At 69.4% G+C, this 22,867-nt stretch carries 23 protein-coding genes and 1 riboswitch; of the genes, 10 read left to right on the top strand and 13 right to left on the bottom strand.

Annotated features, from left to right (window positions below; translation table 11 throughout):
• Positions 1-140 precede the first annotated feature (140 nt).
• Genes LJ657_RS32190 through LJ657_RS32180 form a run of 3 tightly spaced genes read left to right on the top strand, consistent with a single transcriptional unit; the run spans position 141 to position 1,857 of the window.
• Positions 141-1,016: a hypothetical protein gene (locus LJ657_RS32190; protein WP_372487999.1), complete on the top strand. Its 876-nt coding sequence runs from the start codon at positions 141-143 to the stop codon at positions 1,014-1,016.
• On the top strand, positions 1,013-1,267 hold the full coding sequence (locus tag LJ657_RS32185; RefSeq protein WP_232652420.1) for a PDDEXK family nuclease: 255 nt from the start codon (positions 1,013-1,015) through the stop codon (positions 1,265-1,267). The genes LJ657_RS32190 and LJ657_RS32185 overlap by 4 nt, the downstream gene beginning before the upstream one ends.
• A gap of 20 nt (positions 1,268-1,287) precedes the next feature.
• Positions 1,288-1,857 carry a hypothetical protein gene (locus LJ657_RS32180; protein ID WP_232652419.1) on the top strand — a complete coding sequence of 190 codons (570 nt, stop codon included), beginning with the start codon at positions 1,288-1,290 and terminating at the stop codon, positions 1,855-1,857.
• A gap of 18 nt (positions 1,858-1,875) precedes the next feature.
• On the opposite strand, the gene LJ657_RS32175 is transcribed toward LJ657_RS32180, so the two are convergent.
• The 7 genes from LJ657_RS32175 to thrC form a co-directional block, all read right to left on the bottom strand.
• Positions 1,876-3,396, bottom strand: coding sequence for a carboxylesterase/lipase family protein (locus tag LJ657_RS32175; RefSeq protein WP_232652418.1), 1,521 nt, complete (start codon positions 3,394-3,396; stop codon positions 1,876-1,878).
• 2 nt (positions 3,397-3,398) lie between these two features.
• Positions 3,399-4,010 (bottom strand): GNAT family N-acetyltransferase, encoded by a 612-nt coding sequence (locus tag LJ657_RS32170; protein WP_232652417.1) that lies wholly within the window; start codon positions 4,008-4,010, stop codon positions 3,399-3,401.
• Between the two features lie 193 nt (positions 4,011-4,203).
• Positions 4,204-5,322, bottom strand: a complete 1,119-nt coding sequence (locus tag LJ657_RS32165) for an NADH:flavin oxidoreductase (RefSeq protein WP_232652416.1) — start codon at positions 5,320-5,322, stop codon at positions 4,204-4,206.
• Positions 5,323-5,526: 204 nt separating this feature from the next.
• Positions 5,527-7,149: a chaperonin GroEL gene (gene groL, locus LJ657_RS32160; RefSeq protein ID WP_232652415.1), complete on the bottom strand. Its 1,623-nt coding sequence runs from the start codon at positions 7,147-7,149 to the stop codon at positions 5,527-5,529.
• 487 nt (positions 7,150-7,636) lie between these two features.
• Entirely contained in the window at positions 7,637-7,843 is a 207-nt protein-coding gene (locus tag LJ657_RS32155) for a cold-shock protein (RefSeq protein ID WP_016436693.1), read from the bottom strand.
• A 451-nt stretch (positions 7,844-8,294) separates the two neighbouring features.
• Positions 8,295-8,570 carry a MoaD/ThiS family protein gene (locus LJ657_RS32150; RefSeq protein WP_030941262.1) on the bottom strand — a complete coding sequence of 92 codons (276 nt, stop codon included), beginning with the start codon at positions 8,568-8,570 and terminating at the stop codon, positions 8,295-8,297.
• Between the two features lie 120 nt (positions 8,571-8,690).
• Positions 8,691-9,980 carry a threonine synthase gene (thrC, locus tag LJ657_RS32145; protein WP_232652414.1) on the bottom strand — a complete coding sequence of 430 codons (1,290 nt, stop codon included), beginning with the start codon at positions 9,978-9,980 and terminating at the stop codon, positions 8,691-8,693.
• A gap of 18 nt (positions 9,981-9,998) precedes the next feature.
• A riboswitch (SAM riboswitch) is annotated at positions 9,999-10,153 on the bottom strand.
• A gap of 127 nt (positions 10,154-10,280) precedes the next feature.
• Here thrC and LJ657_RS32140 point away from each other — a divergent pair.
• Together LJ657_RS32140 and LJ657_RS32135 are read left to right on the top strand one after the other, a co-directional pair.
• Positions 10,281-11,225, top strand: a complete 945-nt coding sequence (locus LJ657_RS32140) for a glucosyl-3-phosphoglycerate synthase (RefSeq protein WP_232652413.1) — start codon at positions 10,281-10,283, stop codon at positions 11,223-11,225.
• A gap of 95 nt (positions 11,226-11,320) precedes the next feature.
• Positions 11,321-12,724, top strand: coding sequence for an alpha,alpha-trehalose-phosphate synthase (UDP-forming) (locus LJ657_RS32135; RefSeq protein WP_232652412.1), 1,404 nt, complete (start codon positions 11,321-11,323; stop codon positions 12,722-12,724).
• A 99-nt stretch (positions 12,725-12,823) separates the two neighbouring features.
• On the opposite strand, the gene otsB is transcribed toward LJ657_RS32135, so the two are convergent.
• From otsB to LJ657_RS32120, 3 genes are read right to left on the bottom strand one after another with little or no spacing between them, the layout of a single operon-like run.
• A complete protein-coding gene (otsB, locus tag LJ657_RS32130) occupies positions 12,824-13,693 on the bottom strand; it encodes a trehalose-phosphatase (protein ID WP_232652411.1) in 870 nt (289 codons plus the stop codon).
• A gap of 58 nt (positions 13,694-13,751) precedes the next feature.
• Positions 13,752-13,988, bottom strand: a complete 237-nt coding sequence (locus LJ657_RS32125) for a DUF3263 domain-containing protein (protein ID WP_232652410.1) — start codon at positions 13,986-13,988, stop codon at positions 13,752-13,754.
• A gap of 50 nt (positions 13,989-14,038) precedes the next feature.
• Positions 14,039-15,349 carry an ABC transporter substrate-binding protein gene (locus LJ657_RS32120; RefSeq protein ID WP_443735569.1) on the bottom strand — a complete coding sequence of 437 codons (1,311 nt, stop codon included), beginning with the start codon at positions 15,347-15,349 and terminating at the stop codon, positions 14,039-14,041.
• 71 nt (positions 15,350-15,420) lie between these two features.
• On the opposite strand from LJ657_RS32120, the gene LJ657_RS32115 reads away from it, so the two are divergent.
• From LJ657_RS32115 to LJ657_RS32095, 4 genes are all read left to right on the top strand, one after another.
• Complete coding sequence (locus LJ657_RS32115; RefSeq protein WP_232652409.1) at positions 15,421-16,362, top strand: ROK family protein; 942 nt, start codon at positions 15,421-15,423, stop codon at positions 16,360-16,362.
• A gap of 107 nt (positions 16,363-16,469) precedes the next feature.
• Positions 16,470-17,603: an N-acetylglucosamine-6-phosphate deacetylase gene (gene nagA / locus LJ657_RS32110; protein WP_232652571.1), complete on the top strand. Its 1,134-nt coding sequence runs from the start codon at positions 16,470-16,472 to the stop codon at positions 17,601-17,603.
• A gap of 102 nt (positions 17,604-17,705) precedes the next feature.
• Positions 17,706-18,635 carry a 1-phosphofructokinase family hexose kinase gene (locus LJ657_RS32105; RefSeq protein ID WP_232652408.1) on the top strand — a complete coding sequence of 310 codons (930 nt, stop codon included), beginning with the start codon at positions 17,706-17,708 and terminating at the stop codon, positions 18,633-18,635.
• A gap of 630 nt (positions 18,636-19,265) precedes the next feature.
• Positions 19,266-19,622 (top strand): hypothetical protein, encoded by a 357-nt coding sequence (locus tag LJ657_RS32095; protein ID WP_232652407.1) that lies wholly within the window; start codon positions 19,266-19,268, stop codon positions 19,620-19,622.
• 58 nt (positions 19,623-19,680) lie between these two features.
• Here LJ657_RS32095 and LJ657_RS32090 read toward each other — a convergent pair whose 3' ends face one another.
• The 3 genes from LJ657_RS32090 to LJ657_RS32080 all read right to left on the bottom strand — a co-directional run bounded on the left by LJ657_RS32090 (position 19,681) and on the right by LJ657_RS32080 (position 21,340).
• A complete protein-coding gene (locus tag LJ657_RS32090) occupies positions 19,681-20,100 on the bottom strand; it encodes a CBM35 domain-containing protein (protein WP_232652406.1) in 420 nt (139 codons plus the stop codon).
• Positions 20,101-20,240: 140 nt separating this feature from the next.
• Positions 20,241-20,474: a DUF397 domain-containing protein gene (locus LJ657_RS32085; protein ID WP_232652405.1), complete on the bottom strand. Its 234-nt coding sequence runs from the start codon at positions 20,472-20,474 to the stop codon at positions 20,241-20,243.
• Complete coding sequence (locus LJ657_RS32080) at positions 20,471-21,340, bottom strand: helix-turn-helix domain-containing protein (RefSeq protein WP_232652404.1); 870 nt, start codon at positions 21,338-21,340, stop codon at positions 20,471-20,473. Before LJ657_RS32080 ends, LJ657_RS32085 begins: the two co-directional genes overlap by 4 nt.
• Positions 21,341-21,813: 473 nt before the next feature.
• Between LJ657_RS32080 and LJ657_RS32075 the strand changes: the two genes are divergently transcribed.
• Positions 21,814-22,173 carry a hypothetical protein gene (locus LJ657_RS32075; protein ID WP_232652403.1) on the top strand — a complete coding sequence of 120 codons (360 nt, stop codon included), beginning with the start codon at positions 21,814-21,816 and terminating at the stop codon, positions 22,171-22,173.
• The last annotated feature ends 694 nt before the right edge of the window (positions 22,174-22,867 follow it).

Genomic DNA, 22,867 nt, shown 5'->3' with positions numbered 1-22,867 from the left:
CGGCGAGTTGACTTGACGCGTTCGACTTGCCACGCACAGTGACGATCGTCTAGCGTGCCCGCATAACGAACAGCCCCCGCCAGGTGCTACCAACACCTGCGGGGGCTTGACCTACAAGATCGAAGGAAGAGTTCGATCCCATGGCTGCCGCCGAGTTTAGTGCTGTCTCCCTGTCCGCGCACGCGACCCCGCACCCGATGGCCAATCCGGGTTACGGCAAACGGTCGGCGCCCGACCAACAACCCCGCACCGCTCACGACTTCGCCCACCTTCCACCCCGCGAAGCCGCAGTCGCCGCGTACATCGACCGCCTCTCCGACGGCGCCGACATCTCCGTAAAGACCCTGGCCAAGACGCTGCCGTACGGACAGTGCGCCCTCCGCACGGCCCTCAACAACCTCCAACGCGCAGGCCACTTGCGCCGAGGCCGCGAACACCTGACGGACTCGAAGAGCCCCCGTTGGATCACCCGAACGTGGTTCACCCGAACCGCACGCGACGACGTCTGGTGGGCGACCTTCACCCGAGGCGACGTACCGCAGGAACCACCGGAACGAGCCCGCCCCGCCCGCAGCCGCGCCCACATCCTCCTCGCCGCCCTCGGCCGCACGGCCCCCGCCCTGTCGCTCTCGCAGGCAGAGTGCGCGACGCTCGCTCCGCTGCTGACGGAGTGGTTCGCGCGAGGGGCCACGGACCAGGCCGTACTCCACGCCCTGACCAACGGCCTGCCCACCCCGGTCCACCATGCGGCGGCCCTGCTGCACCGCCGCCTGACCGACAAGCTCCCACCCGAACCCGTACGAGAGACACGGCCGCCCCTCCGCGTCCTGGAGTGCGCGAAGTGCGGCGCCCCGGGCCGCCCGGAAGCCCTGCCGGGCGGCGTGTGCGGCACCTGCCGGGGCGAACGCGCCCCCGGTCGCCACCACACGCCTCTTCCGGCCTCCGCAGTCCAGACCCGCGCGGCAGAGATCCGTGCCGCAATGGATCAACGACGACGCGAAGGGACACCCGCATGACAGCTCCCACGGTCCGACGTCACCACCCCGACCAGCGCGACCGCATCGACAAGCCCATCGGTCACGCCGGGGCCGACATCCCCGTCCACCTCCGCATCGACCGCGACAACAGCACCGTCACCGTCCACAGCGAGCCGAAGGACGGCCGCTACCAGCAGTCCCTCTCCTATCCTTGGGGAGCGTCCGTAGAGCTCCCCGACCCCGTCGGCTTCACGCTCGAAACCGAAGCACTCAAGGACTACGCCGACTGACCACCCCGGAGGGCCGCCCCATGAACCACGCCCAGCTCACCGCCCTCGGCCGCGCCCTCCGCCTCCTGGGCGAACACGGCGAATCCCTCACCGGCGACACCCAGGACGCCAAGCTCCACGAGGTCAAGGCCGACCTCCGCCGTGCCCTGGACCTCCTCGACGAGAGCGTCACGGGCGCAGCGCCCACCACCCGCTGCCCCGAGCACCCGAACGGCCCGGTCGACGAGAACGCCCACGACCTCTGCCTGCTCTGCGAGACCCGGCGCAGGGCGGCCCGCCGCGTCGAGTTCAACGGCGGTCCCGTGCCCGCGCACGCCACCGAGTCCGCCCCCTCCCGCTACGGCGTCAGCGCCGACCGCCCGCAGCCCCAGCAGCGCTGGCTGGCGGAGGCGTGGAACGGCCAGACCTGGCACCTGTGCGGGACGCCGAGGCGGGACCGGCGCGAGGCCGAGCTGTATCTGGCCGCTCAGCGCCGCGGGCCCCGCCCCGCGATGGCGTACCGGCTGGTGCACGAGTTCACCGACTACGAGGTGCTGCGCGTCTGGGGCACACCGGTGAAGGTCGACATCGAGCCGTTGGGCAACCTGTAGCGCCTCCTGCCCGCGGAACTACTTGAGCAGCGGGAGCGGCACGAACTCGTACCCCTCCCACAGCCGCCGCGACGCCTCCTCCGGATACGGCCCCGCCTGCGCCTTCGGCTCCGCATCCAGCACCTGGACCAGGCGCTCCTCCGTCTCGAACGCCGGCCAGCCCGGATCCCCCGTGCGCGCGAACGCCGTCCAGGACTCCCGGAAACGGGAGGACAGCCCCTCCCCCTCCGCGGTGGCGCCCGTACCCGCGAACAGCAGCTGCCCCAGGTCCGCCTCGAACGTGCCGAACAGCAGCGGGATGTCCAGTCCGTGGCACGCGCCGAGACCGCCCCCGCCTCCCGGGGCCGCCCAGGTCAGCTCGTAGAGGTGAGCGCGACCGCCGCCCGCGACCTGTGCCTCGGCCAGGCGCAGGGAAGGCATGTTGAACAGCCAGTCCGTCTGCACCCGCTCGAACAGCTCACCCGGCGTGGCCTCCGGGAAGGCCGCGCGGTACGCCCGGTCCCCGTCCGGCCCCGGCCCGAACGTCCGCAGTGCCCAGTCGGCCTGCTCCTCCCCGATCTTGCCCAGCATCCCGCCGATGGCGAGGAACAGCCGGAACTCGTCCCGGTTGTGCCCGACGAGCAGGTCGACGTCCCTCCCCGCACCCTCCTTCAGCGCCTGCCAGGGCGTGCACGGCAGTACCTCGCCGTCGACCACCGGGGAGAAGGGCGTGGCCGTGGGGACCACCTGCCCCCAGCGATCCGCGTACGCCGTCATCTTCGCGCTCAACGCCTCGCCCACCGAGGTCAGTTGGCGGGGATCGACGGTCGCGAGGTCGGCCACCGTCGGCCGCAGCCCCGCCTCCGCCGCGATGGCGGACGCGATGTCACGGGCCAGCTCGCCGGAGAAGTAGGTCCCCGGCACGCTCTGCGCGACCGCCCGCCGGAAGAGCCCCCGCGCGCTCGGCATGGCCAGCAGAGAAGCCACCGACCCCGCACCCGCCGACTCACCGAAGACGGTCACCTGCCCGGGATCCCCGCCGAACTCCGTGATGTTGTCCCGCACCCACTCCAGGGCGGCCACCTGATCGAGCAGTCCCCGGTTGGCCGGCGCACCCTCGATGAGCGCGAAACCCTCTATCCCCACCCGGTAGTTGAGTGTCACGACGACCACGTCACCGTCGCGCGCGATGTGTTGGGCGTCGTAGCCGGGACTGCCGGAGTGACCGAGCTTGTAGGCCCCGCCGTAGATCCAGACCATCACCGGCCGCAGCCCGGCGGAATCCGGCTCCGGGGTCCAGACATTGACGGTCAGCCAGTCGTCGCCCTCGGGAGCGTTCAGCACAGCCCTGCGTCCCTGGAACCCGGACTCCTGTGGGGGCGGCGGCCCGAAGTCGTACGCGTCCCGGGTCCCCTCCCAGGCCTGCACCGGGCGCGGCGCCCCGAACCGGGCCTCCCCGACGGGCGGTTCGGCGAACGGGATGCCCCGGAACACGGTCAGCCCGTCCTCACGGCGCCCACGCACCGCTCCGGCGACCGTACGCACGACAGTGGTCGTCATCATCAACTCCTGGTCTGGATTGCTGCGGGCCGCCACATGGTCGTCACGACCTGGCCGGTGGCAACGGTGATCTCGTCCCTAACCGTAAATCCGACGCTCTCGTACCGCTTGAGGTTGGCAGGGTTGGTCGACTCCAGGTAGGCGGGGGCGCCGACGGCGTCGATCCGGGCGAGACTCTCGGCGAGCAGAGCCATGCCGAGCCCCTTGCCGCGGTGATCGGTGTGCGTGCCGAGGACGGTCAGGTAGAAGAACGGCTCGCTGGGGCGAGCCGCCTCGAACTGCTCCCCCACCCTCATGATCGCCCGAGCCGCGACACGACCCGTGACCCGGGCAAGCCGCCCCTCCAGCCCCTCCGCCTCCTCGGGCGTGAGCTCGACCCCGCCCGGCGGAATCCACACGGCGGCGGCCTCGACGCCCGGCGTCACCAGCGTCCACGGGTAGCGCAAAGCGGAGGCCGCATAGACCCGCCACATGACCGCGGCCTGCCCGGCCCGCCGCCCCTCGTCGGGAAAGGCGGGCCCCCACACCGGGTCACGGAAGAAGGCGGAGGTGAAGACGGAGACGACGGCGTCGATATCGGCGGGCGTGGCGAGACGGGCCGGGGTGTGCGTCATACGCCTATCTTCAGCCCGCCCGGCGGCTCGGCTCACTGTTTTTTCAGCCCGTCCGATCACCGATGCCGGCCGCCGGGCCGCTGTTTTCAGCCCGTCCGGCGTTCGAGGACGAGGCCGAGAGGGCCGATGGGGGTCTGGGTGCGCGGCCCCCCAGGGCCGCACACCCGCACCGCCCCCCACCGAACCGCTCAGCTCAGCTCAGCGTCTTCAACGCACTGGCCGAGTACGGCTCAAGCTCATCGCTCCGCCCAGCCAACACCTTCGCCGCCCACTCGGGATCCTGCAGCAACGCCCGCCCGACGGCGACGAAGTCGTACTCCTCCCGCTCCAGCCGATCCAGCAGATCATCGATCCCCCGGATCGGCGACCCCTCCCCGGCGAACCCCCGGATGAAGTCCCCGTCGAGCCCGACCGACCCGACGGTGATGGTCGGCCGCCCCGTCAGCTTCTTCGTCCACCCCGCCAGATTGAGGTCGGAGCCGTCGAACTCCGGCAGCCAGTACCGCCGCGTGGAGGCATGGAACGCATCCACGCCGGCGGCAGCCAGCGGCGCGAGGATGGCCTCCAACTCCTCCGGCGTCTCGGCGAGACGCGCGTCGTACGCCTCCTGCTTCCACTGCGAGTACCGGAACAGCACCGGGAACTCGGGCGAGACAGCCTCCCGTACGGCCGCCACGATCTCCGCCGCGAACTGCGTACGGGCCACCGGGTCGCCGCCGTACGCGTCCGTACGACGGTTGGTGCCGGCCCACAGGAACTGGTCGAGGAGGTAGCCGTGCGCGCCGTGCAGCTCGATGCCGTCGAAGCCGATGCGCTCGGCGGCGACCGCGGACTCGACGAACGCGCCGATGACGGCGTCGATGTCGGCCTGGGTCATGGGGGTCGCGTCCTCGACGCCGGTGACACGCAGACCGGAGGGACCGTGCGAGGGCGCGTCCGGGTAGGGGGCGTCGCCCTGGTTGCGGACCGTGCCGATGTGCCACAGCTGCGGGACGATCGTGCCGCCCGCCGCGTGCACCGCCTCGGCGACCTTCTGCCAGCCCGCGAGCTGGTCCTCGCCGTGGAACCGGGGGACGCGGGCGCTGTTTCCGGCCGACTCGTGGCCGACGTAGGTGCCCTCGGTGACGATCAGCCCGACACCGGCGGCGGCCCGGCGGGCGTAGTACGACACCACGTCCTCGCCGGGGATGCCGCCCGGGGAGAACATGCGGGTCATCGGCGCCATCACGATCCGGTTGGGGACGGTCAGTCCGTTGATCGTGGTGGGGCGGGAAAGAATCTCGGCGGCGCGGGATGTGGCGGGGGCAGTCACGCGGGGGACTCCTCGGAACGGTGCAGAACGGGGCTGGGTCAACCACTGGGTATGTGCACACGCATTGTTGCACCACCTTAAGCAATCGCCTATGTGCTGCCTCACACTCCCTGACACGCCGAAGGGCGGCACCCCCTGCCGGAGCAGGAAGTGCCGCCCTCCGTAAGGACGTTGACCAACCGGGGGCCGAAGCCCCGAGGCGGATCAGAAGTCCATGTCACCGCCCGGCATACCGCCACCGGCAGGCGCGGCGGACTTCTCCGGCTTGTCGGCGATGACAGCCTCGGTGGTGAGGAAGAGCGCGGCGATGGAGGCGGCGTTCTGCAGGGCAGAGCGCGTGACCTTCGCCGGGTCGATGATGCCTTCCTTGATCATGTCGACGTACTCACCGGTCGCGGCGTTCAGGCCGTGGCCGACGGGCAGGTTGCGCACCTTCTCGACGATGACGCCACCCTCGAGACCACCGTTGACGGCGATCTGCTTGAGCGGGGCCTCCAGCGCGAGCTTCACGGCGTTGGCGCCGGTCAGCTCGTCACCCTCGAGGTCCAGCTTCTCGAAGACCGAGGAGGCCTGGATGAGGGCCACGCCACCACCGGCGACGATGCCCTCCTCGACGGCGGCCTTGGCGTTGCGGACGGCGTCCTCGATGCGGTGCTTGCGCTCCTTGAGCTCCACCTCGGTGGCGGCACCGGCCTTGATGACCGCGACACCGCCGGCGAGCTTCGCCAGGCGCTCCTGCAGCTTCTCGCGGTCGTAGTCCGAGTCGCTGTTCTCGATCTCGGCGCGGATCTGGTTGACCCGGCCCTGCACCTGCTCCGTGGAGCCGGCGCCGTCGACGATGGTGGTCTCGTCCTTGGTGATGACCACCTTGCGGGCACGGCCCAGCAGGTCGAGGGAGGTGTTCTCGAGCTTGAGACCGACCTCCTCGGAGATGACCTCGCCACCGGTGAGGATGGCGATGTCGTTCAGCATCGCCTTGCGGCGGTCACCGAAGCCCGGGGCCTTGACGGCGACGGACTTGAACGTGCCGCGGATCTTGTTGACGACCAGGGTCGACAGGGCCTCGCCCTCGACGTCCTCGGCGATGATCAGCAGCGGCTTGCCCGACTGCATGACCTTCTCCAGGAGCGGGAGCAGGTCCTTGACGGAGCCGATCTTGGAGTTGGCGATCAGGATGTACGGGTCGTCGAGCGACGCCTCCATCCGCTCCATGTCGGTGGCGAAGTACGCCGAGATGTAGCCCTTGTCGAAGCGCATACCCTCGGTGAGCTCCAGCTCCAGACCGAAGGTCTGGGACTCCTCGACGGTGATGACGCCTTCCTTGCCGACCTTGTCCATGGCCTCGGCGATGAGCTCGCCGATCTGGGTGTCGGCGGCGGAGATGGAGGCCGTCGAAGCGATCTGCTCCTTGGTCTCGACATCCTTCGCCTGCTCAAGGAGGGCGCCGGAGACGGCCTCGACGGCCTTCTCGATACCGCGCTTGAGGGCCATCGGGTTGGCGCCGGCGGCTACGTTGCGCAGGCCTTCCTTGACGAGGGCCTGGGCGAGAACGGTCGCGGTGGTCGTACCGTCACCGGCGACGTCGTCCGTCTTCTTGGCGACTTCCTTGACCAGCTCGGCGCCGATCTTCTCGTACGGGTCCTCGAGCTCGATCTCCTTGGCGATGGAGACACCATCGTTGGTGATCGTGGGGGCGCCCCACTTCTTCTCGAGGACGACGTTGCGGCCCTTGGGGCCGAGCGTCACCTTCACGGCGTCCGCGAGCTGGTTCATGCCGCGCTCGAGGCCGCGCCGCGCCTCCTCGTCGAACGCGATGATCTTGGCCATGTGAAGTGGTCCCTCCAGGACTGGGGGTGATTCCTTCGGACCGCGCCCGCGCCCGCGACGGACGGCTCGCCTGCCTTGCGGGTCCTTCCCCACCCGGCCTGCGGGCCTCACCGACCCGGTCCTTCGTTGTCACTCTCACCTTCAGAGTGCTAACGCCAATGATTAGCACTCGCCCCCGTCGAGTGCAAGGTGCGCCCGCGCAGCGGGCTCGTTGAGGGGTGGTGGTCGGGTGACGGGTGGGCGCAAGGTGCGCCCGCGCAGCGGGCTCGTTGAGGGGTGGTGGTCGGGTGACGGGTGGGCGCAAGGTGCGCCCGCGCAGCGGGCTCGTTGAGGGGTGGTGGTCGGGTGACGGGTGGGCGCGAGCGCCTCTCGGAGGCGGGCCCCATCTCGTGGCCGCTCCCGGACATGCCGAAGGGCCCGCCCCCTCAGGTGCGGACCCTTCGATCAAGAAAAGAAGAACGTCGCTGCAGTTAACCCGGCGCGTGCTTCAGCCGGCCGCCAGTCGGACCATGTCCGCCTGCGGCCCCTTCTGGCCCTGCGAGATCTCGAAATCGACCCGCTGACCCTCTTCCAGGGTGCGGTAGCCGTCCATCTGAATCGCACTGTAGTGGACGAAAACATCCGCACCACCGTCGACCGCGATGAAGCCGTACCCCTTCTCCGCGTTGAACCACTTGACGGTGCCCTGAGCCATGCCTAACTCCCCTATTACTGGCCCTTGCACAGATCCACACTTCGCGGATCCGGGTCAGACCTCACCCCCCACGCTTGGGGGCGTGCGCCGGAACGCGTCGACCGCGGCTGAATGTATCTGTCCAACTGCCGTCTGCAACAGGTCAATCGGACGAGAATTCCGGGCACGACCGGTCGGGAATTTACGGAGAATTCGCCTGAATTCAGGGCAAGTCGGGCCCCATAAATGGAACATAAGACGCAAAAAACCTGCACACTTTGGCTGCTTCTCGCTGCCCGAGAAGCGAGAACTCATATGCATCCGGCATGCGGAGTCGAGCAGGTTCCCCAACTGTACCGTGCTCAACCATGCAGAATTGCCCCCTCCGTTTCTCTCGCGGAGGGGGCAATTCGATGAACTCTTCGTAACCGACGTTACCGACGGTAATAATCGGCCGTCCGACCTGTTTCGGTCAGCCTCCGGCCACGGCCGGGATGATCGAGACGCCCGCACCGTCCGGAGTCGCCGTCTCCAGCCCCTGCTCGAACCGCACGTCGTCGTCGTTCACGTACACGTTGACGAACCGCCGCAGCTTGCCCTGGTCGTCGAGAACACGCGCGGCGATCCCGGTGTGGTTCTTCTCCAGATCGGCGATGACCTCGCCGAGGGTCCCACCTTCAGCGGTGACCTCGGCCTGCCCGCCGGTGTAGGTACGCAGGATGGTAGGGATACGAACGTTGACGCTCACGGTGAAACCTCCGGTCAGGGAAACGGGGCTTTGTCTTCAGGGGCGCGGGGCTGTGTCCATTTGCGGCTCCGCCGCGGGGCACGACCAGCCCCCACCGGCCCGCAGCTGAACAACTGCCTCTCAGCCGAGCCCGGCCTCGCGGAACGACTCGAGGTTGGGACGGATCGTCGCCGTAAGACCCGTACCCGCCACCGCGTCCAACGTCTTGAGACCGTCACCGGTGTTGAGCACAACGGTCGACTTCGTCGGATCCAGCAGCCCGTTCTCGATCAGCTTCTTCGTCACGCCGACGGTCACACCACCCGCCGTCTCGGCGAAGATGCCCTCGGTCCGGGCGAGCAGCCGAATCGCGTCGACGACCTGCTCGTCGTTCACGTCCTCCACCGCCCCGCCGGTACGGCGAGCGATGTCGAGGACATAGGGACCGTCCGCCGGGTTACCGATCGCCAGCGACTTGGCGATCGTGTTCGGCTTCTGCGGCCGCACCACGTCGTGCCCGGCCTTGTAGGCCACCGAGACCGGCGAACACCCCTCGGCCTGCGCGCCGAAGATCTTGTACGGCTTGTCCTCGACGAGCCCGAGCTTGATCAGCTCCTGCAGACCCTTGTCGATCTTCGTGAGCTGCGAGCCGGAGGCGATCGGCACGACCAGCTGGTCCGGCAGCTGCCAGCCGAGCTGCTCGCAGATCTCGTACGCCAGGGTCTTGGAGCCCTCCGCGTAGTAGGGCCGCAGGTTGACGTTGACGAAGCCCCAGCCCTCGCCGGCCGGGTCGCCGATCAGCTCGGAGCAGAACCGGTTCACGTCGTCGTAGTTGCCGTCGATGCCGACGAGCTCGCCGCCGTAGACCGCGGCCATGACGACCTTGCCCTGCTCCAGGTCGTGCGGGATGAACACGCAGGAACGGAAGCCGGCGCGGGCGGCCGCGGCACCCACCGCACCGGCCAGGTTGCCGGTGGACGAGCAGGACAGGGTGGTGAAGTCGAAGGCGCGCGCGGCCTCGATGGCCTGCGCGACGACCCGGTCCTTGAAGGAGTGCGTCGGGTTGCCGGAGTCGTCCTTCACGAAGAGCTTGCCGGCGTCGACGCCCAGCTCGCCGGCGAGGTTGTCGGCCTTGACGAGCTTGGTCCAGCCGGGGTTGATGTTGGGCTTGTCCGCCACGTCCGCCGGGACGGGCAGCAGGGGCGCGTAACGCCAGATGTTCGCGGGACCCGCCTCGATCTGCTTGCGGAGCTCCTCGGTGTCGTAGGCCGAGAAGTCGTACGCGATCTCGAGCGGGCCGAAACACTCCTCGCAGGCGAAGACCGGACCGAGGGGTACCCGGTGACCGCACTCGCGGCAGCTCAACGCCGTGGCGGGACCGAGGTCGACGGTCGTGGAGTCGGTGGTGCTTGCAACAGTCTGCGCAGCCATGTGAGGCGAGGCCCTTTCTCCTCATCTTCCTCACGACGCATCTCGCCGTGAGACGGATTTGGCACCTTCCCTAGCCGGGAGCCTCGCGGAATGATCAACATTGATCTACGAGACCGGCTGGAGGGTTGCCGGGGCTTCATCGGGCCGTATCCCTCTGCCCCTCTGGATGAGCGGTATTCGGTTGTCGGTCGACGACCTCGGACATGCGATGGTCATTGACGTTGTTCAAGACTGTAACCGAAGGCCAGGACAGTTGAGAGAGTCGTCCGAACCGCGAGACACAAGTGAGGAGCCGCCTACGTGCTGGAAGAAGTCGAGCGCTGGCTGAGCACCCGCTCCTGGTCCCTGACCGACCGCCCTCTCCACCAGATACTCGCCGCCAAGCAGCGCACGGGCCAGTCGGTCAGTGTCGTGCTGCCCGCGCTGAACGAGGAGGAGACGGTCGGCGACATCGTCGCGATCATCCGTCACGACCTCATGCAGCAGGTCCCGCTCGTCGACGAGATCGTCGTCGTCGACTCCGGGTCCACCGACCGCACGTCCGAGGTCGCCTCGGCGGCCGGGGCCAGGGTCGTCCACCGTGACGAGATCCTGCCCCGCATCCCGACCGTCCCCGGCAAGGGCGAGGTGCTGTGGCGCTCGCTCCTCGTCACCGGCGGGGACATCGTCTGCTTCATCGACGCCGACCTGAAGGAGTTCTCCTCCGACTTCGTCTCCGGGATCGTCGGCCCGCTGCTCACCGACCCGGGGATCGACCTGGTCAAGGGGATGTACGACCGTCCGCTGGGCGGCGCCCAGGGCCAGGGCGGCCGGGTCACCGAGCTGATGGCGCGCCCGCTGCTGAACATGCACTGGCCGCAACTGGCGGGCTTCGTGCAGCCGCTCGGCGGCGAGTACGCGGCCCGGCGCAGCCTGCTGGAACAGCTGCCGTTCCCCGTGGGGTACGGCGTCGAGCTGGGCATGCTGGTCGACGCCCTGCACCTGGTGGGCCTCGACGCGCTGGCCCAGGTCGACGTCGGGGTGCGCAAGCACCGGCACCAGGACGGGCAGGCGCTGGGCCGGATGTCCGCCGCGATCTACCGCACGGCACAGCTGAGGCTGGCCCGCGGCCACCTCATCCGTCCCTCCCTCACCCAGTTCGAACGGGGCGAGGACGGCTTCGAGCCGCGCACCTACTCCGTGGACACGGAGGAGCGGCCGCCGATGGCGGAGATCGCCGAGTACGCCTCGCGCAAGGTCGCCTGAGGCGGCGCGTTACGCGGTCCGCGCGGTGTATACGGTCCACCCGCAGAGCGCAGACGTACGTTTGAGCGTTTCCGGGCCGGGCTAGGTTGAGGCGTATGGCTTCCACGCACGGCGCAGGTCATCACGCTGGTCATCAGGTGCTCGTCGCGTCCAACCGCGGCCCGGTCTCGTACGAGGTGCAGGAGGACGGCTCGCTGGCCGCCAGGCGCGGCGGCGGCGGGCTGGTCTCCGGCCTGTCCGCGATCGGGCCCGACTCGGACGCCCTGTGGGTGTGCTCGGCGCTGTCCGACGGCGACCGCGAGGCGGTCCGGCGCGGAGTCGGCGAGGACGGCGTGCGGATGCTGGACATCCCGGCCGACGTGCACGCCGACGCGTACAACGGCATCGCGAACTCCGTGCTCTGGTTCGTGCACCACATGCTGTACCAGACGCCCCTGGAGCCGGTCTTCGACGCGGAGTTCCGGCGGCAGTGGGCGTCGTACGAGACCTACAACCGCGCCTTCGCCGAGGCGCTGGCCCAGGAGGCGGCCGAGGGCGCGGCGGTGCTGGTGCAGGACTACCACCTGTGTCTGGTGCCCGGCATGCTCCGCGAGCTCCGTCCCGACCTGCGCATCGGGCACTTCTCGCACACGCCGTGGGCGCCGGTGGACTATTTCCGGATGCTGCCGGACGACATCGCCGAGCAGCTTCTGCACGGCATGCTGGGCGCCGACCGGCTGGGCTTCCTGACCCGGCGCTGGGCGGACGCCTTCACGGCGTGCTGTACGGCGGTGGTGGGCGGCCCCGGAGGCACGGAGATCGGCGTGCACGGCCTCGGCGCGGACGCGGACTTCCTGCGCAAGCGGTCGCACGAGGCCGATGTGGCCGAGCGGATGGCCGCGCTGCGGGAGGAGATCGGCGCCGGCCGCAGGACGGTCGTGCGGGTCGACCGCACCGAGCTGTCGAAGAACATCGTGCGCGGGCTGCTGGCGTACCGGCAGCTGCTGGAGGGCCGCCCCGAGTGGCGGGAGCGGGTCGTGCACGTCGCGTTCGCCTACCCCTCCCGGCAGGACCTCGCCGTGTACCGCGACTACACGGCCGAGGTGCAGCGGGTGGCTCAGGAGATCAACTCCCGCTTCGGGACGCCGGGTTGGACCCCGGTCGTCCTGCACGTCAAGGACGACTTCGCGCGCTCGCTGGCCGCCTACCGGCTGGCCGACGTGGCCCTCGTCAACCCGATCCGGGACGGCATGAACCTGGTCGCGAAGGAGGTGCCGGTCGTCTCCGACGACGGGTGCGTGCTGGTGCTGTCGCGGGAGGCAGGTGCCCACGCCGAGCTGGGCGACGACGCGATCACGGTGAACCCGTACGACGTGATCGGGACGGCGGACGCGCTGCACGCCGCGTTGTGCCTGCCGGCGGCTGAGCGGGCCGAGCGCAGTAAGCGGCTTGCTGCAGCGGCCACGGCGTTGCCGCCGGCGCAGTGGTTTGTCGACCAGCTGGAGGCTTTGCGGGGCTGAGGTGTGGGGGTGGGGTCTGGGGGCTGCCGCCCCAGACCCCCTCTTTCGGCCCTTGAGGGGCTTCGTCCTCAAACGCCGGACGGGCTGATGATGCTGACGTCAGCCAAGTTGTTCCGCCAGGCCCCGCAGCAGCCGCACAACGCCCTCCGGCCCGTCCACGACCACGTCCGCCCGCTCCCGCAGTTCCGTCACCTCGTCGCTGCCGCTGCAGACCAGGAGGCCGGGGACGCCGTCCGAGCGGAGTTTGTCGACGGCGGCGAAGGCGGGGAGGTCGCCGAGGTCGTCGCCGGCGTAGAGGACCGCTGCGGCGTCGATCTCGCGTACGTACTCCAGGAGGGCCACGCCCTTGTCCATGCCCGGTGGGCGCAGTTCGAGGACCAGGCGGCCGGGTTCGACGATCAGGCCGTGGCGGCCGGCGAGGTCGGTGAGGGGTGCGCGCAGGGCCTCGAAGGCGGCCTGGGGGTCGCGGGCGCGCCGGGTGTGGACCGCGAGGGCGCGGCCCTTCTCCTCGATCCAGGTTCCCTGCCAGGCGCCGATGCGGTCGAGGAAGCCGGGTAGTTCGGCGCGGACGGCGGCGACACCGGGGTGGGGGGCGGGCGCGCTGACGTTGCCGCTGACCGCGTCCCAGCGTTCGGCGCCGTAGTGGCCGAGGACGACCAGGTGCTCCAGGCCGGGGACGCCCGCGAAGCCGCCGTGCCGGACGGCGACGCCGGCCGGGCGGCCGGTGACCACCGCGACGGAGGCGATCCTCGGGGCGAGGGCGGCCAGCGCGGGCACCGCCTCCGGGTGGGCGCGGGCCTGCTCGGGGTCCGGCACGATCGGGGCGAGGGTGCCGTCGAAGTCCAGGCCGACCACCGATTTCGCGGGGTTCGCGAGGATCGCGGCCAGCCCGTCCCGGCCTGCCTGCGTGGCGGGCGTCGGCAGGGGGTCCGTGGAGTGCGTCGAGTCCGTGTCCGTATGGGTGCCCATACGGTGACCATAACCGCGGGAGGCAGGGCGCACCCATGGCTCAGGGGAGCGCCGGCCGTCAGCGTTCCGCTCGCCGTGTCTCCCGCACCCTGCGCAACCTGTTCACCGTCACCGGGTCGTGGGCGAGGGCCCGCTCGTCGTCCAGCAGGGCGTTCAGCAGCTGGTAGTAGCGGACGGGGGCCAGGCCCAGCTCCTCGCGTATGGCGCGCTCCTTGGCGCCGGGGCCCGGGAAGCCCCGGCGTTCGAGAGCGAGGATGGCCTGCTCACGGTCGCCCAGCTGCTGTTCCTGATCCATGTGGCGAACCGTAGCGCCCGCCACCGACAGTCACATCCGGCCTGCGATGCCTACTGGGCGTTCTCCGCCATGGACGCCGTCGACTCCAGCTGCGCGAGGGTGGCCGCGGGGTTGCCGTCGGCGGACACGGCGTTGCCTATGCGCTTCTTGACGGCGGCGGCGACCGAGGCCCAGGAGGTCTTGTCGACCGGGTAGAGCTCGGACAGCGGCAGCTGCTTCAGGAACGGCTCCAGGGCGGCGTCCCGCCTGTCCGTGCTCATGACGTCGGAGGCGGAGGTGGTGACCGGCAGCAGGTCGTACTGGCGGGAGAAGGCGAGCACGTTCTTCTCGCTGTAGACGTAGTCGAGGAACTTGCCGACCTGCTCGGCGTGGCCGTTCTTCTTGAAGGCCATCATCCAGTCCGCGACGCCCATGGCGCTCTTGCTCGCGCCGTCCACGCCGGGCATCGGCACCATGCCGTACTTCACGCCCTGCTTCGCGGCGATCTTCATCAGCGAGGGGTGCCCGTTGAGCATGCCGACGTCGCCCTTGGCGAACGCGGCGAAGGCGGCGGCGCGGTTGAGGCTGCCGGGCGCGACGGGACCGGTGAGGCCCTTGCCGACCAGGTCGTCCTTGAGCCAGGTGAAGGTGTTGACGTTCTGCGCGGAGTCGAAGCCGTAGGTGCCGACGGTGTCGGTGTATCCGCCGCCGCCGCTGAGCAGCCACTGCATGGTCTCGGCCTGCGCCTCCTCCGGGCCGAGCGGCAGCGCGTACGGGTACTTCACGCCGCGCGCCTTGAGCGCCCTGGCGTCGGCGGCGAGCTGGTTCCAGGTCTTCGGCGGGGTGAGACCGGCGTCCTTGAAGAGGGTCTTGTTGTAGAAGAGCAGCCGCGTGGAGGCTGCGAACGGCAGCCCGTACTGCACGCCCTTCACCTGCCCGGCGGTGGCCAGCTGCGAGGCGAAGTCGGCCTGGGTGCTGATGGAGAGCATGTCGTCGGCCGAGTAGAGCAGGCCCTTGTTCGCGTAGTCGGCGTACGCGCCTATCTGCGCCATGTCGGGCGCCTTGCCGGCGTCGACGAGTTCCTTGACCTTGCGGTCCACGTCGTTCCAGGAGTAGACGGTGACGTCGACCTTCACGCCGGAGTGCTTGCTCTCGTACTCCTTGACCAGCTGGTCCCAGTACTTGCGGGAGCTGTTGTCGGCGGAGTCGCCGTAGTCCGCGGCGACGAGCTTCAGGGTGACGTCCCCCGAGCCGCCGCCGGTCAGTCCGCAGCCGCCGAGGACCGCCGTCATGCCCAGTGCGGACACCGCCGCGATCGTTCCTGTCCTACCCCGCCGCTGCACTGCTTCCGACCCCAACCCTACTGTCTCGCTGTTCAACATGTGGACACGATAGGTCTACACCACGTAAGTGGACTAGACCTCTTGCGGGTCCTGGGGCCACACTGTCCCCCGTGAGACATGTCATCGCCCTGGATGTGGGCGGCACCGGGATGAAGGCCGCGCTGGTCGCGCAGGACGGCACCCTTCTCCACCAGGCCCGCCTGGCGACCGGCCGTGAACGCGGGCCGGACGCGGTCGTCGAGGGCATCCTCGACTTCGCCGCCGTGCTCAGCGCCCACGGCGCCGAGCACTTCGGCGAGCCCGCGTCCGCCGCCGGCGTCGCCGTCCCCGGCATCGTCGACGCCGACCGGGGCATCGCCTGCTACGCGGCCAACCTCGGCTGGCGCGACGTACCCCTGCGCGACCTGCTCGCAAAGCGACTGGGCATCCCGGTCGCCCTCGGCCACGACGTACGCACCGGCGGTCTTGCGGAGGGCCGCATCGGCGCCGGCCAGGGCGCCGACCGCTTCCTCTTCGTCCCCCTCGGCACCGGTATCGCGGGCGCGATCGGCATCGCGGGCCGGGTGGAGGCGGGCGCGCACGGCTTCGCGGGCGAGATCGGCCACATCGTCGTACGGCCTGGGGGCAGCCCCTGTCCCTGCGGGCAGCAAGGCTGCCTGGAGCGCTACGCCTCCGCGGCGGCGGTCAGCGAGGCATGGGCGGCGGCCACGGGCGACCCCGACGCGGACGCCGCCGACTGCGCCAAGTCCGTCGCGTCCGGCGACCCGAACGCCGTCCGGGTGTGGCAGAACGCGGTCGACGCCCTGGCCGACGGCCTGGTCACCGCCCTCACCCTGCTGGACCCCCGCACCCTGATCATCGGCGGCGGCCTGGCAGAGGCCGGGGAAGCCCTGTTCACACCGCTGCGGGAGGCCGTCCGGCGCCGGGTCACCTTCCAGAAACTGCCGTCGATCGTCCCCGCGGCGCTGGGGGACACGGCGGGTTGTCTCGGTGCCGGGCTGCTGGCCTGGGATCTCCTCACTACAACTGACGGCACGGAGGTAACGCCCTGATGACACCCCCCTCAGGGGCGCGGGACCCCATTGAATCTGCGGCTACCGCCGCGTGGGCGCGACCGGCCACAACGCACCCGCAGCCCGCGACGACCGGCACCCCCCTGGTGCTCACCGGCGCAACCGTGGTCCTCCCCACCGGCCCCGTGCCCAACGGCACCCTCACCATCGACGGCACCCGAATCAGCGCCGGAGCCCCGCAGGGCACCGCCCGGTTGATCGACCTCACCGGGCACCACGTGGTGCCCGGCTTCGTCGACATCCACAACCACGGCGGCGGCGGAGCCTCCTTCACCTCGGGCACGGTCGAGGACGTCCTCAAGGGCATCCACACCCACCGTCTGCACGGCACGACCACCCTGGTCGCCTCGACGGTCACCGACGACATGGACCTCCTCGCCCAGCGGGCGGGCCTGCTGAGCGAACTCGCCGAGCAGGGCGACGTCGCCGGCATCCACTTCGAGGGCCCGTTCATCTCCCCGTGCCGCAAGGGCGCGCACTCCGAGAAGCTGCTGCACGACCCGGACCCCGCGGAGGTCCGCAAACTGATCGACGCGGCGCGCGGCAAGGCCAAGATGGTCACCCTCGCCACCGAACTGCCGGGCGGCCTCGACTCCGTACGCCTCCTCGCCGAGCACGGCGTCATCGCGGCGATCGGCCACACCGACGCGACGTACGAGCAGACGGTGGAGGCGATCGACGCGGGCGCGACGGTCGCGACCCACCTGTTCAACGCGATGCCGCAGATCGGCCACCGGTCCCCCGGCCCGATCACCGCCCTCCTCGAAGACGACCGCATCACCGTCGAGCTCATCAACGACGGCACGCATCTGCACCCGGCCGCCCTCCAGCTGGCGTTCCATCACGCCGGCGCGGCCCGCGTCGCCTTCATCACGGACGCGATGGACGCGGCCGGCTTCGGCGACGGCCGCTACCTGCTGGGCCCCCTGGAGGTCGAGGTCACCGGGGGTGTGGCGCGGCTGGTGGAGGGCGGCTCGATCGCGGGGTCGACGCTCACGCTCGACCGCGCGTTCCAGCGGGCGGTGACGGTGGACCGGCTGCCCGTGGAGGACGTCGTGGCCGCGGTATCGGCCAACCCCGCCAAGCTGCTCGGCATGTACGACAGGGTCGGCTCCCTGGAGCCCGGAAAGGACGCCGACCTGGTGGTTCTTGACCATCAATTCGCCCTCAAGGGTGTGATGCGCCGCGGTGAATGGGTGGTCGATCCCCAACTGGGCTGAAGTGTCCCGCTGTTGGAGGCGGCGGTTGTCCTGCGAAACTGGGACGACCGCCGTCCGTTTCGGCGCGCGCACAGCATTCGTCTTCGGGGGAGGTCGGCCCAGGTGATCCTCACGGTCACGCTGAACACCGCTCTCGACCTCACGTACCGCGTACCGGCGCTCAAGCCGCACGCCTCGCACCGGATCAGCGAGGTGACCGAACGGGCCGGCGGCAAGGGCGTGAACGTGGCGCGCGTACTCGCGGCCCTCGGCCACGAGGTGACGGTCACCGGCTTCACGGGCGGCGCCACGGGCCGCATCGTCCAGGACCGGCTGACCGCCGCTCCCGGCCTGGTGGACGCCCTCGTCCCGATAGCCGGTCCGACACGGCGCACGATCGCGCTGGTGGACGATCAGACAGGCGACACCACACAGCTCAACGAACCCGGCCCCACCATCACGCCCGCCGAGTGGTCCGCCTTCCAGGACGCCTACGAGGGCCTGCTCGCCCCCGCGTCCGCGGTGGCGCTGTGCGGCAGCCTGCCACCGGGCGTGCCGGTGGGCGCGTACGCCGGGCTGATACGACTCGCGAAGGCCGCCGGGGTCCCCGTACTCCTCGACACGAGCGGCGAACCCCTGCGCCGCGGGGTCGCCGCCCGCCCGGACCTCGTCAAACCGAACGCCGAAGAACTGGCCGAACTCACCGGCTCCCACGAGCCCCTGCGCGGCGCCCAGGACGCCCGCCGCCGGGGCGCCCAGGCGGTCGTCGTCTCCCTCGGAACGGACGGCCTCCTGGCGGTCACCCCCGAGGGCCGCTGGCGCGCCACCCCGCCGGCCCGCTTCCACGGCAACCCGACAGGCGCGGGCGACTCGGCGGCGGCGGGCCTGCTGTCGGGGCTCGCGGAACAACTCCCGTGGCCGGAACGGCTGTCCCGGGCGGTGGCGTTGTCGGCGGCGACCGTACTGGCGCCGGCGGCGGGGGAGTTCGACCGCGTGGCCTACGAGGAGCTGGCGGGGCGGGTGGCGGTGACCGGGGAGGTCAGCGCGGCGTGATCTCTTTGTGAAAGGCTTACGATCCGCCAGGACCAACGCGATCAAAGAGTTCACCCGAGATCGTGTAGCACCGCCCCAAACGACTCTGTTCAACAACCCGGCAGCCTCAACTGAAACGCCGAGGCTAGGACCCGATGACGAGGGGCGACACGCGTCGCAACGGCCATGGCAGGACGAGCGTGGCGCCAAGCGGTGATGGCCTCGCTAGGCGCAGAGGGCACGCTCGCCATGCCCCCGAGGGCCACTGGAGCGTCACCCTCCGGCCTGCGTCTACGGCAACCCGACAGGCGCAGGCGACTCGGCGGTCTCGGGCCTGCTTTCGGGGCTGGTGGATCGGCTGCCCTGGCCGGAGCGCTGGCTTGCGCGATCGCGTGGTTGGCGGCTGCGGCGGGGCAGTTCGAGCGGGGCGCGTACGAGAAGCTGGTGGAACGGGTGGCGGTGACCGGGGTTAAAGACTGCTGCGTGAGTAGTTCATGCTTCCCAGCGCCAGGGCCACATCAGGCGCATCAGTCTGCAACTGTGATGCATCCAACGGCGAGCTAGGATAAGGCTTTTATCTTACATATACTGGCGCGGCCATAGCTCTCGCCTCAATGACCAGTGGCGAGACATACAAAACGGAGGGAACTCATGGCAAAGCGCGCCGCACGTATCGCATCGCTCTCGGGTGCGTTGGTGACCGGTTTGATCCTTGCGGCTGCACCTGCAGCGTATGCCGATAGCGCCGGTGCATATGCCGGTCACGATTGGAACGCACGCGCGTCCGCTTCGGTCACCTCGGCCGTCGTCGTTCACGTCCACGCGCTCGACAAGGGTACGCCTGACCGCATAATTTGCTGGGGAGAACTTTGCGAGGGCAAGAAGAAGGGGGGCACGTACCGGTGCACCAGCGGGGGAGCCCAGCACAACACCTGGACACCACTCGACTGGGGCGGGCGCAAGGTGTGGGTCGCTGACGAGTGTGTGGACTTCGGCCGCGTCGCTTAGCGAGCACTGGGGGGTCGGCTTGCGGTGACTCGGCGAGTCACCGCAAGCCTGGCCCGGCTCAGCTCCGCCCGGCCCATCCCTCCACCAGCCACAGCCGGTCGATGAGGGCGTCACATTGGTTCCCCTGCCCACAGGAGACAGAGACGGTGTTCGGGCCCTGCTTGAGCTCGACGTAGTTGTAGGTCGTCGTCCAGCCCTTCTCGTAGTCGCCCGCGGTGGCCCCTGTCCAGTTCTTCAGTTTGACCGGATACGTGGAGGGCGTGCCGTTGAACGTGAGGGTGGCATTACCGTCCTTGCCCGGCACGCTGTAGCCGACGTAAACGCTGTATTTGCCGGCCTTGGGGATACCGTCGAAGGTCCAGGTGATCGAAGCACCGGCCTGGTTCAGGCCGGTCACATAGCCACCGTCCGAGGACTGTGCGCCCTTGACGTCCGAAGCTCTTGTGGCGCCTCCCGCCAGCTGTACGGAGCTGTTCACAGCGTCGACCTTCGGCAGCTCCCCCGCCGCCGAGCTGCTCCCCCTTCGATGCGCCACATCGCGGACGCGAGGACGTGACGGGGTAGGCGCCCGCCACAACTGCCCGAGGGGCGGGCGCCGTTGTATGCCGTAGGTGCGGGTCAGACCTCGAAGCGGGCGGCGAACTCTGCGAATGTAGCGAACTGTTCGGGCCCGAAGAGGAGCGCGGGGCCGTCGGGGGCCTTGCTGTCCCTCACAGCAATGGATGCGTACGCCGTACGGCGGAGGTCGGCGACCTCGAAGCACTGCTCTCCTCCGCTTGAGTACGAGGACTTGAACCACGCGTCGGTCAGCTCGGATGCGCGGACTTCAGCCCTGTGGCTGGTGTTGGTCACTGGTGTGCTCCTTCATCCATGATTTTCTTAATGGCCTCCCGGGACACGTCCACGGGAAGCGCTGCGGCGACCGTGCGTTCAAAGGCCGCCTCGAACACCGCGACATCTTCTCCTTCCATGAAGAACCCGCCCCGAAGGTTCTCCAGATTTACGACGGTCGGCCAAGGGCCGCCGAAGGAGACGATGTCGAACGGGCCGGTCATGCCGGGGTGAGGGCTGGCGCCGATCGGCATGACCTGGACGTCGATGGTGGGCATCTCGCTGAGATCGAGCAGACGTTGAAGCTGGTGCGTCATCACGTTCGGCTGCGTGGGGAACTGCTGGCGTAGTGCCGCCTCATGGATGACCGCCCAGATCTTCAGGGGCCTTCCTGGGCGAGTGAGGACGGCCTGACGGGCCTGCCGTACCTCGGTGAGGGCCGCCACCTCGTCGGAACTGCGTGTGATCGCTGTGGCTGCGATGACCTCGCGTGCGTAGGCAACTGTCTGCAAGAGTCCATGGACGAGACCGGGGCAGTAGACACGGATGCCAACAGCGTCGGACTCCAAGAACATGTAGTCCTGGTACCCGCCGCCGATGATGTTGCCGTAGGTCTGCCACCAGCCCTGTTTCCCTGCGTCTCGGGCGAGTTCTTCGAGGGCGCTGATGACCTTCAGGTCTTCGATGCCGTACAGGCCCAGAAGCTTCGGGATCTCCTTCGGCCAGATGTGAGCCTTGGCGTTTTCGATTCGGCTGAGCTTGCCGCTGTCCCAACCCATTTCGACGGCTGCCGCTTCGAGGGTGAGCCCGGAGGCTGCCCGGAACCCCTTGAGCGCTCCTCCGAGGCGCCGTCTGCGCAAGGTCGGTTTTGCTCGCACATTCGGCATGGTCGGCCTCCGTCTCGCAGGGGTCCAAGTGAGCACCCAGGGTGCGGTTTTGGTGCGTGAGGTGCAGTGTGCCGCACCTTGGGTGCCGCGTCGATGGGCACAGAGGTGCGGCTTTCTGCGATTTAGGTGCCACGACTTGTCACCTCTCCTGCAATCAGCCATCCTGCGAGAGGCAGTAACGCGATGTCAGTTAATGATCAACTGAGCGTAGTTACATGCCTGTTCGGGCTGCGGCCGTATCCCTGCCTAGCGGGGATGCCCGCGGCTCCTCCCACGGACCTCAGGCCTAGGGCGGCAGCCATGACCACACAAGCGGCACAGAGCACTTCCCGTATGCCCCTCGGCGTCTACCGCATCGCAACCGACGGCACCCGCACGACTCTCCGCGACAAACACCCCGTCGCCCCGGTCGACGTACCGGAAACCTCCTCGGTCTGGCCCGTGTGCCGCTGCCCCCACCACCGGAGCGCCCGATGAGCACCGCCCGGGACACGGCAGTGCTGTACGTCTGCGCCGAACGGTCCCCGGGCAACCCCGGCGTCGCCGCAGAGCGTGCGGAGCAGGAGGGCAAGGAGTTCGCCGAGGCCCGGAACCTGGGCGTCGTCGAGACGATCCGCGACCCGTACGGCGAAGTGGACCCGCAGGCGCGCATGGGTTGGCAGAAGGTACGGCGCATGGCCGTACGCAGGGAAATCTGCACCGTGATCGTGCGCTGGCCCTCGGCGATCAGCCCCGACCACGAGACCCGCTACACCGAGATCGCCGCGCTCCAGGAGAACGGCGTCCGTGTCCTGTTCTCCTGGGCTCCACTCGCTGAAGGTCCAGTCCAGTGAGAAGTGTCTATCACCGTGCGGGGCCTCAGAGAGCTGCGCGGAGAGCGTCCAGCGCCGGACACTCCGGTCGAGTTCACGGATCGCCATTCGGACGGCCGAAACGGCGTCGGCGGCCTGGGAGATGGGGGAAGGGGGAAGGGGCCCCTTACTGGTCGATTCGCTGTCCGATGACTGGGGCGTGCGACCCGAGAGGGTCGGGAAAACCGTGTGGTCCGAGAAGGATTTCAGGGAGTGGACCAGAGTGCCCCGCAAACGGCATCGCGGGCCGTCGCGGGGCGGAGTGTCAACAGCCAACCAAGGAGCCATCAACATGCGTAACCCTATCGCCTGGGTGCTCGGCACCCTGGGAGTTTTACGGACAGGGCAGCCCCAGTCGCGTACGCGAGGCGGACCCACAACAACGGCCAACAGCGTGGTACCAGCCCTGAGAAGCCGTATCTCAACCGATCATGGAACGTGCGGGTCGAACACGTTTCCCGCCGGGGTGATCTTCCCGTTGTGCGCTCATGAAGACAGGGCCTCTCGGTAGCTCGGAGATGCGAATCTGACCGAGCAGTGCCGGGAGGCCCTGGTGTCGTTGTTGTACGCGTCCGAGCCCGTCCAGTTCAACTCGGCTGCACCATCGTGTGATTGCCTCGCGCACGTGTACGGCAACGCGGCCGATCATCCTGACCGGGTGCGCCGGTATCCGTCG

Origin of the sequence: Streptomyces guryensis, assembly GCF_021261325.1 — a bacterium.
GTDB classification, from domain to species: Bacteria; Actinomycetota; Actinomycetes; order Streptomycetales; family Streptomycetaceae; genus Streptomyces; species Streptomyces guryensis.
Note: the sequence above shows the minus strand (reverse complement) of the source record. Positions and strands in the feature narration are given on the sequence as shown.